The following is a 7,730-nucleotide window of genomic DNA, read 5'->3' as shown; positions in this document are numbered from 1 at the left end:
TTCAATAATTGAATCATCGGGATAAATTCTTCGGTAAGTTTAAACTCAATCATCAGAAGCGCAAAAATAAACTATTCAACGGATAAAGCTTTAATATATGTTACATTTTATAAATTTGCTGTATGCTGATCCATGAAACCGATACCCCTTCGCCTAAGGGCGGCCTTTCTTTTGAAAACACCGAAATAGCCTTCCGCCATACTTCAAATGCAGCCTTACGGCGCGCATATTGGCTTTTCAAGATGATAAACATTAATTTCTTTGTACGGATTGGCCCCCCTATTACAAACTTCGCTTTAAAGATACGTTTGCCCATTAAAGGCATTATCCGTGCTACTATTTTTAAGCATTTTTGCGGTGGCGAAACCATTAATGGATGTGCGGAAGCCATCAAAAACCTGCATGAAGGCAAAGTGGGTACCATATTGGATTACTCGGTTGAAGGTGAAGATGATGAACAGGTTTTTGATGAAACCCGCGACGAAATTATCCGGATCATCCACCGCGCAGTTGGCGATCCGGCCATTCCGCTTACCGTATTTAAACCTACCGGTGTTGTACGTTTTGGTTTGCTCGAAAAATTGGACGCCGGCCAAACATTGACCGAAGCCGAACAAAATGAATTTTCCATAGCCAAAGGTCGGTTTAATGATATTTGTAAAACGGCTTTCGACCTGGATATACGTGTAATGATAGATGCTGAGGAAAGTTGGATACAAGACACCATTGATACTTTAGCGCTCGACATGATGCGAGACTACAACAAAACCCGCCCCATAGTTTATAACACTTACCAATTGTACAGACATGATAAGCTGGAATCGTTAAGGAAGCATGCTACTACAGCAATAGACGAGGGGTTTTATTTTGGCGCTAAACTGGTTCGCGGGGCGTATATGGAAAAAGAACGTAAGCGTGCTGCCGACAATGGTTACCCATCGCCCATACAAACTACAAAACAAGGCACTGACGATGATTATAATAGTGCCATGGAGTTTTGTATAGCCAATATAAAGCATGTGGCGTTTGTTGCGGGAACCCATAACGAAGATAGCTGCCGGTTTTTAGTCGAACTGCTAAACACGCATAAAGTTGACCATAACCACCCGAACGTGTATTTTTCGCAATTGTTGGGTATGAGCGATAACCTGAGCTTTAACCTTGCCGATGCCAATTACAACGTAGCCAAATATGTTCCCTACGGTCCGGTCGAGGCGGTATTGCCATACCTTTTCAGGCGCGCCGAAGAGAATACAGCCATATCCGGTCAAATGAGCCGAGAGTTGGGATTGATAGCCAAAGAAAAAAAGAGGCGAGGGATATAGTTTATTTCTTTAACTCTGCCACCCGGCTTTGTACGTAAGCAACATACTCGTGTTCTTTTTCGGGTGGTTTGGAGTCGAGGTATTTTTTGAAATACTTTAAGGCGTTCTTTTTATCATGCAGTTGTTTGTCATACAAGCTGCCCAATGAGTAGTAAATAGTACCACTTTCTTTAAAAAACAAGCTTTTTTGATAGTTGGCAGCTTCTGTTTTAAATTGGTTTAACGTATCGTCAATATCTGCTATTTCATCATAATAGCTATCTGTATAAGGGGATATGGCCTGTTTTAAAGCATTGTCGAAATTCTCTAACGCTGGTTTATATTTCTTTAGCGCTTTATAACTCATGGCAACCAGGTAGTAAGTGCCCTCCGTTTGGTAAATATCAGGTAGCATAGCGAATGATTCGATACAGCATTCATAGTTCTTAAGCTTGTAGTACGAATTGCCCAATTTGCTGATGACACCTACTGACTGGTCGCCTTGCTCGATAATTTTGTTGCAGGTAACAATCGTTTCTTTAAACCGATTTGCATTGTATTGTAAGTTAACTACCTGCCTAAGCAAAAGCAAATTGGTCGAATCGGCAGCAAGTGCACGGATCAAAATACTTTCGGCCTGTTTTAATTTTTTGGTAGCAATCAGCACTGCGCTCAGGTCAGTTGCCACATTGGGTTCTTCCGCATCAATATAATTAGCCTTCGAGAGGTTTTTTAAAGCATTCAATGTATCGGCCTTTTCCAAATATAAATGCCCCAATTGCTTGTACACCTGAAAGTTGTTTTTGTCGAAATGACTTGCTTTTTCGTAATAATAAATTGCCTGGGGTTTATTTTCCCGGCTGGCATTAATCCCCGCAAGGCTCAGCAAAACAGGTACACTGGTCGAGTCCTGGTCGTACATCCGTTTATAATAAGTTTCGGCTTGCAACGCTTTTCCCGCCATTTGGTAGGCATACGCAAACCGGCTTAGTATCTTGATATTGGTTACTGGTTCAGGGCAGTTCTTTTTAAGATAATCAACCGCATCCATAAAGCGTTGATTTTGGTACATGTCTATCAATACAGCATCGTTTATATTATATTGCTGGGCTTTTAACGAGAATGCGCCGAACATTAGTACCATTAAAAAAAGGCCGGTCAAAGTATTTTTCATCGAAAAGAAGTTTTCAACTAAAATAATAGTTTAAAACGATTTTTGCAACTATTGTTTTAGTTCGATGGGTATATTGAGCTTTCTGTGCTGGTACTGTCAATTTAACCGAAACTTATTATAATTTTGACAGGTTTTACAAACGGATGGCAACACTCAGCTCTTCGCGCCAAAAAGCGCTGTTACGTAAATATTCGGGCAACATCAAACTGCTGATGATGTTGGTGAGTATATGCTTTATCGTATTGGTACTGCCCAAACAGGCCAAGTTTAGGTACGAATATGAAAAAGGCAAGGTATGGAACCAAAAGGACCTCCTTTCTCCTTATATCTTCGCGATACAAAAAACCGATCAGGAAAAGAAGGATGACCGCGATGCCGCGATACGAAGCATCATCCCGATATACCAGTTGGATGCTGGTATTGAACAGCAGAGCCTCGAAAGTTATAAAAACGGATTCGAGGTAAAATGGAAAACAAGTGGCCTTGCGGCCGATTTGAAACAGAAATATTATAACATTGGCTATAACCTTTTAAAAGATGTGTATGATAAGGGGCTGCTTACCCTCAACAAAAAATACCAAACAGCGTCTGAAAATTACCGGATTACCATACTGCACAATAACATAGCCACCGAAACCAATACGGCGCAGCTATATACTTCAGAAACAGCCCTCAGTTATATCGACCAGACATTATCGTCCTATAAAAACATCGACAAAAGCTTCCTCATCGGCATCATACAAGACAGGTTGCAGTACAACCTCACTTTCGACGATAAACTGACCAGCAGGTTAGAAAACGAGGCAATAGAAGGCTTGTCGTCAACCCGGGGCATGGTGCAAAAAGGCGACCTTATCGTGTCCAAAGGTTCGGTTATTAATCAGGATATATACCAAAAGCTGGAATCGTTTAAAGCGGCATTTGACGATAACGTACGCGTTAACGGCGACCCGCGACTGGTTTTGATGGGCCAGTTTTTATTGGTTGCCATTGTTATCAGTTTGCTGATGGTGTTCTTATACCTCTTCCGGAAGGATATATATTACGACAACCGTTTGGTGAGCCTTATTTTGCTGGTTATAACAGCGATGTTGGCAACCTTATCGTTGGCCATCAGGCTGCAGCTGCCTAATTTTTATTATATCCCGTACTGCATCGTACCAATCATCATCCGTATCCTGTTCGATACCCGGCTTGCGCTCAATATACACTTGCTGGTAGTGCTCATTGCAGGTTTTTTTGTTCCAAACAGCTTTGAGTTTGGCTTTTTTGAGATTACGGCGGGTATGGTGTCCATCTACAGCATCAAAAATCTGGTGCGGCGCGAGCAGTTCCTCATATCGGCAGCTATCATTCTGGCTAACTATTTTGTGGCTTTTGTGGGGATATCCCTTATTCGCGAAGGCAGCTTTACCACCATTGATTGGGAAGGCTTTTTGCCATTCCTGTTTAGCGTAGGTTCAACACTGCTGGCCTATCCGCTTATCTACATATTCGAAAAGGTATTTGGTCTTACGTCTGATATTACCCTCATCGAACTCACCAATACCAATGCCACTTTGCTGCGCAAGCTGGCCTTTAGTGCCCCTGGTACGTTCCAGCATTCGCTACAGGTTGCTAACCTCGCCGAGAGTGCTATATATGCCATTGGCGGCAATGCCCTGCTGGTTAGGGCGGGTGCATTATATCACGACATTGGTAAGATAGAGAACCCGCTCTATTTTATCGAAAACCAAAACAGCGGCTTTAACCCGCATGACAAGCTGACTTACCAGGAAAGCGCCCAAATCATCATCCGCCATGTAAGCAAGGGCATCGAAATGGCGCGCAAAGAGAACCTGCCCGAAATTGTAATCGACTTTATACGCACCCACCATGGCAATACGCGTGTGGATTATTTTTACCAATCGTACCTCAAAAACTTCCCCGAAAAGATCGTCGACGAGAATACTTTCCGGTATCCCGGCCCTATCCCATTTTCGAAAGAAACGGGTGTGTTAATGCTGGCGGATTCAGTTGAAGCAGCTTCTCGATCGCTGCACGAACCAAATGCCCAAACCATCGACTCGCTTGTCGACCGCATCATCGAATATAAGCTGGATCAGGAACAGTTGAAGGACAGCAACATAACGCTAAAAGACATAGAGACCATCAAGATGATATTTAAGCGGATGCTGATGAGTATTTACCATGTTAGGATAGATTATCAGAATAACTAAATATTTTTTTGACAGGATAAGCGATTTGCTATATTTGCAATCCCAAAAAACAGGGGACGACAAAACTGGTGAGGTGCCTGAGAGGCCGAAAGGATCAGTTTGCTAAACTGACGTACGGGAAACTGTACCGAGGGTTCGAATCCCTCCCTCACCGCTAACCTAAAATAAAAAATGCCTTATATGATATGTATAGGGCATTTTAGTTAGTGATAAATAATTTGGTAGCAAAATTGGTAGCAAATTATTGAGTTTCCCCATCCAGTTTTAATGACTATATTTGTTTTACCGATGTCGCTATCGGTAAAAACTTGAAAGGGGTGCTATTTGGTTAGTATCCCTTTTATTATATCCCGGCGACTTTTAAAACCCCTGTAATTACTTTACTGCCCTTAGTAGTGATATTATAGGCTGTATCAACTTTAAATCGCTGAAAGGGCTTAATTAAGCGTGGCTTGCCTAATTCATAAACTAAACCCAATTCTTTTAAATAATCAATGACATGGCAAGTTGAATGCCTACAGGTGTTAAACATATTTGCGTATGCTGTTTTTGTTAATCGTGGATTAACGTTTATGTTTAACAGGTATTGAAAGGCAAAGGTGTTTCTTAATCCTGTCCTGCGGGGTATGTATGGTTCAATTAATGCCGGGCTTAGACTGTTTAATTTACAGGCAGCTATTATAAGACGGTTAATATTTTCGTCATTGCCATTAACAGGCCTTACCCCACTGCTATAACTAAGTACATGCCTATTCATATTCAAAGATAGCTATTGGTAAGCGAAAGCAATAATCCTGCCTTCTATCGCACATAATGCAGCCTACGGGCAATCAAAAACAATCAACCCACCCCGTCAATAATAAAATCATTTTCCGGTGGCCGAACACCCCCCCCGGTTGTGGTGTGGTTACCCCGTATTCACAGGTACATAGTACTAAAATAAAGCCTTTAAAAAATTGTAAAAAAATCATTTTGATTTACTAACTATTTTAGCATAATTTTGATTCATGGATATTGAAGAACTTGGCGAGTTAAGTTTTGAAGCTCAAAGGTATCGGATAAAGCATACTTACGAACGTATTGGCGAGAAAGGAAATGAATTTGAATATAGGATTGTTTTTGGTGCTGGCCTTGCGTTCAAAAACAGCCGTGCTGCCGATAGGTTTTTAAGTGCCGTTGTACTTGAATACAAACTTGATGAACTGCAACGTTACAGGCTTCCATTTGGATGGGAAATTTAATTTTAAAATAAGATGAAAAAAATGAAAATCGACACTGTCATAGACATTGACCCCAATGACATTATTGAGTTTGACGAAACAAACCTGGATCCTGAAGCTTATGAGTTATTGCGTTGTAAAACACCAATAGACCCGAATGAGATACTACCTTTTGGCAATGAGTTATAATAGCCGACAATGTGGCAAAAATCTTTATGCGGGCTGCCTTTGGCGAGACGGATAAGCACGTAGAAATATCCGATGCGCAAGGATGCGGATGTGATATATACTATGTAATGATTGACAGACGCTATTGCGGACGGGTGTGGTTAACCGAAAATTACGGCTGGCGCAATGACGTCAATCCGAAAAGCGAATTGACTACAGAAGATATATCCATCATCATTGAAATGATTTGTAAGCAAGATTTTCCTAACTTTAAATAAAAAAGTAGGATATGTGTTATTATAACGGGCAATTTGTTACCAGAGAGGAGTTTATTAGGCTCAAGCAAATGGAGCGGGACATACACCAATACAATTTCTTAAACCAAGTTGTAATAAATGGGTTTACAGATGTGCCAGTTGCCGTAATAGTACCGAACGCTGACGAAACAAACTTTGACATTGTTCAAATGGAATGGGGTATGATTGCACCTTTTATCCCTAACAGGCAAGAGGCTAATATATTCAAACGGAAATTTACGACCCTTAACGCTAAAGCGGAAAACTTGTTTACGAATGAGCAGGGCAAACGCTCTATGTGGGCGAATGCTGTAAAAAAAGGTCGGTGTTTAGTTTTATCAAGTGGCTTTTTTGAATGGCGACATATTTACCGTAACCACGCAAAAACGGGTTTACCATTAAAAACCCCTGATAAGTACCCATACTATATTAATGTGTTAGATGCACCTTATTTTTACATGGCTGGTATCTATCAACAATGGGTTGACCGCGACACGGGAGAAGCCGTTAATACCGTAGCTGTGATCACAACCAAAGCCAACCCATTAATGGAACAAGTACATAACTCTAAAATGCGTATGCCAACTATCCTGAATGACGATCTGGCTTATGAATGGATGTTTGGTGACCTTTCAGAAGAACGTATTAAAGAGATAGCATCTACTCAATTACCGGCAAGTGAAATGACGGTTCATACAATCTCGCCACAGTTCCAGGGTTTAAGTGATCCTACTGAGCCTTATGATTACGGAATTGAATTGCCGCCGTTAGATATTGCGGTTTAAAAAAGTGTCTAAATATTGAATTTGCGTATTTGAGAGTAAAACACTAATAAACAATGCTTTACTTCTTTCATTTCGGAATAGGATTATGCGCTTTTATGGTGCTTTTTTATAGCAAATTGAATGTTTAAAAAATCGGAAAAATTGCGCAGGGGTATTATCCTGACCGTTTGTACATAAAAATCTTTTTTAATTTGAGAATTGAGGCCACCCCGGTTTGTGGGTTTTCATCTCTTTTGATCTGTAAGGCCTCTAAAACAGGGGGCATTATCCTCGAAGTCCAAGTATAGCACATATAATATTTTTTGAGGGGGTACGGAACTTCATGCCCCCGGTATTTCCCCAAACGAACCCAAAAACTGTATTTGTAGGGTATAGTCCTTGACGGGTACACAGATAAATATTGGATAGCGTCTTAGTTTGAATTATTCTTTTTAAATCATTGTTGTCCGGTTAACAAACCAAAAAATTAACGGGAGGGCCAGAGCCCGCCCGTTTTTTCTACCTTTAAGTTACCACACTCAAAAAGTATGCTTAAAGGTACAACATTTTCCGGACAGCCGGTAT

At 40.9% G+C, this 7,730-nt stretch carries 8 protein-coding genes and 1 tRNA gene; 7 read left to right on the top strand and 2 right to left on the bottom strand.

The genetic code is table 11. The features are described from left to right. Positions 1-122: 122 nt before the first annotated feature. Complete coding sequence (locus QZX97_RS10240) at positions 123-1,325, top strand: proline dehydrogenase family protein (protein ID WP_295654267.1); 1,203 nt, start codon at positions 123-125, stop codon at positions 1,323-1,325. A 1-nt stretch (position 1,326) separates the two neighbouring features. Here the strand turns inward: QZX97_RS10240 and QZX97_RS10235 are convergent, their stop codons facing one another. Next, on the bottom strand, positions 1,327-2,478 hold the full coding sequence (locus QZX97_RS10235; RefSeq protein WP_295664628.1) for a hypothetical protein: 1,152 nt from the start codon (positions 2,476-2,478) through the stop codon (positions 1,327-1,329). 143 nt (positions 2,479-2,621) lie between these two features. Between QZX97_RS10235 and QZX97_RS10230 the strand changes: the two genes are divergently transcribed. Then, a complete protein-coding gene (locus QZX97_RS10230) occupies positions 2,622-4,697 on the top strand; it encodes an HDIG domain-containing metalloprotein (RefSeq protein ID WP_295664627.1) in 2,076 nt (691 codons plus the stop codon). Positions 4,698-4,764: 67 nt separating this feature from the next. Then, positions 4,765-4,851: transfer RNA gene (locus QZX97_RS10225), tRNA-Ser, on the top strand. Between the two features lie 189 nt (positions 4,852-5,040). Here the strand turns inward: QZX97_RS10225 and QZX97_RS10220 are convergent. Beyond that, positions 5,041-5,454, bottom strand: coding sequence for a hypothetical protein (locus QZX97_RS10220; protein WP_295655754.1), 414 nt, complete (start codon positions 5,452-5,454; stop codon positions 5,041-5,043). Between the two features lie 250 nt (positions 5,455-5,704). Here QZX97_RS10220 and QZX97_RS10215 point away from each other — a divergent pair, with 250 nt between their 5' ends. Genes QZX97_RS10215 through QZX97_RS10200 form a run of 4 tightly spaced genes read left to right on the top strand, consistent with a single transcriptional unit; the run spans position 5,705 to position 7,166 of the window. Then, a complete protein-coding gene (locus QZX97_RS10215; protein WP_295655753.1) occupies positions 5,705-5,938 on the top strand; it encodes a hypothetical protein in 234 nt (77 codons plus the stop codon). 21 nt (positions 5,939-5,959) lie between these two features. Next, a complete protein-coding gene (locus tag QZX97_RS10210; protein ID WP_295655752.1) occupies positions 5,960-6,106 on the top strand; it encodes a hypothetical protein in 147 nt (48 codons plus the stop codon). An 11-nt stretch (positions 6,107-6,117) separates the two neighbouring features. Then, positions 6,118-6,363 carry a hypothetical protein gene (locus QZX97_RS10205; protein WP_295655751.1) on the top strand — a complete coding sequence of 82 codons (246 nt, stop codon included), beginning with the start codon at positions 6,118-6,120 and terminating at the stop codon, positions 6,361-6,363. Positions 6,364-6,374: 11 nt separating this feature from the next. Then, positions 6,375-7,166, top strand: coding sequence for an SOS response-associated peptidase family protein (locus QZX97_RS10200; RefSeq protein ID WP_295655750.1), 792 nt, complete (start codon positions 6,375-6,377; stop codon positions 7,164-7,166). Positions 7,167-7,730 lie beyond the last annotated feature (564 nt).

This window comes from uncultured Mucilaginibacter sp. (assembly GCF_903893715.1).
Classification (GTDB): Bacteria; Bacteroidota; Bacteroidia; order Sphingobacteriales; family Sphingobacteriaceae; genus Mucilaginibacter.
This window is presented reverse-complemented; position numbering and strand designations above follow the sequence as displayed.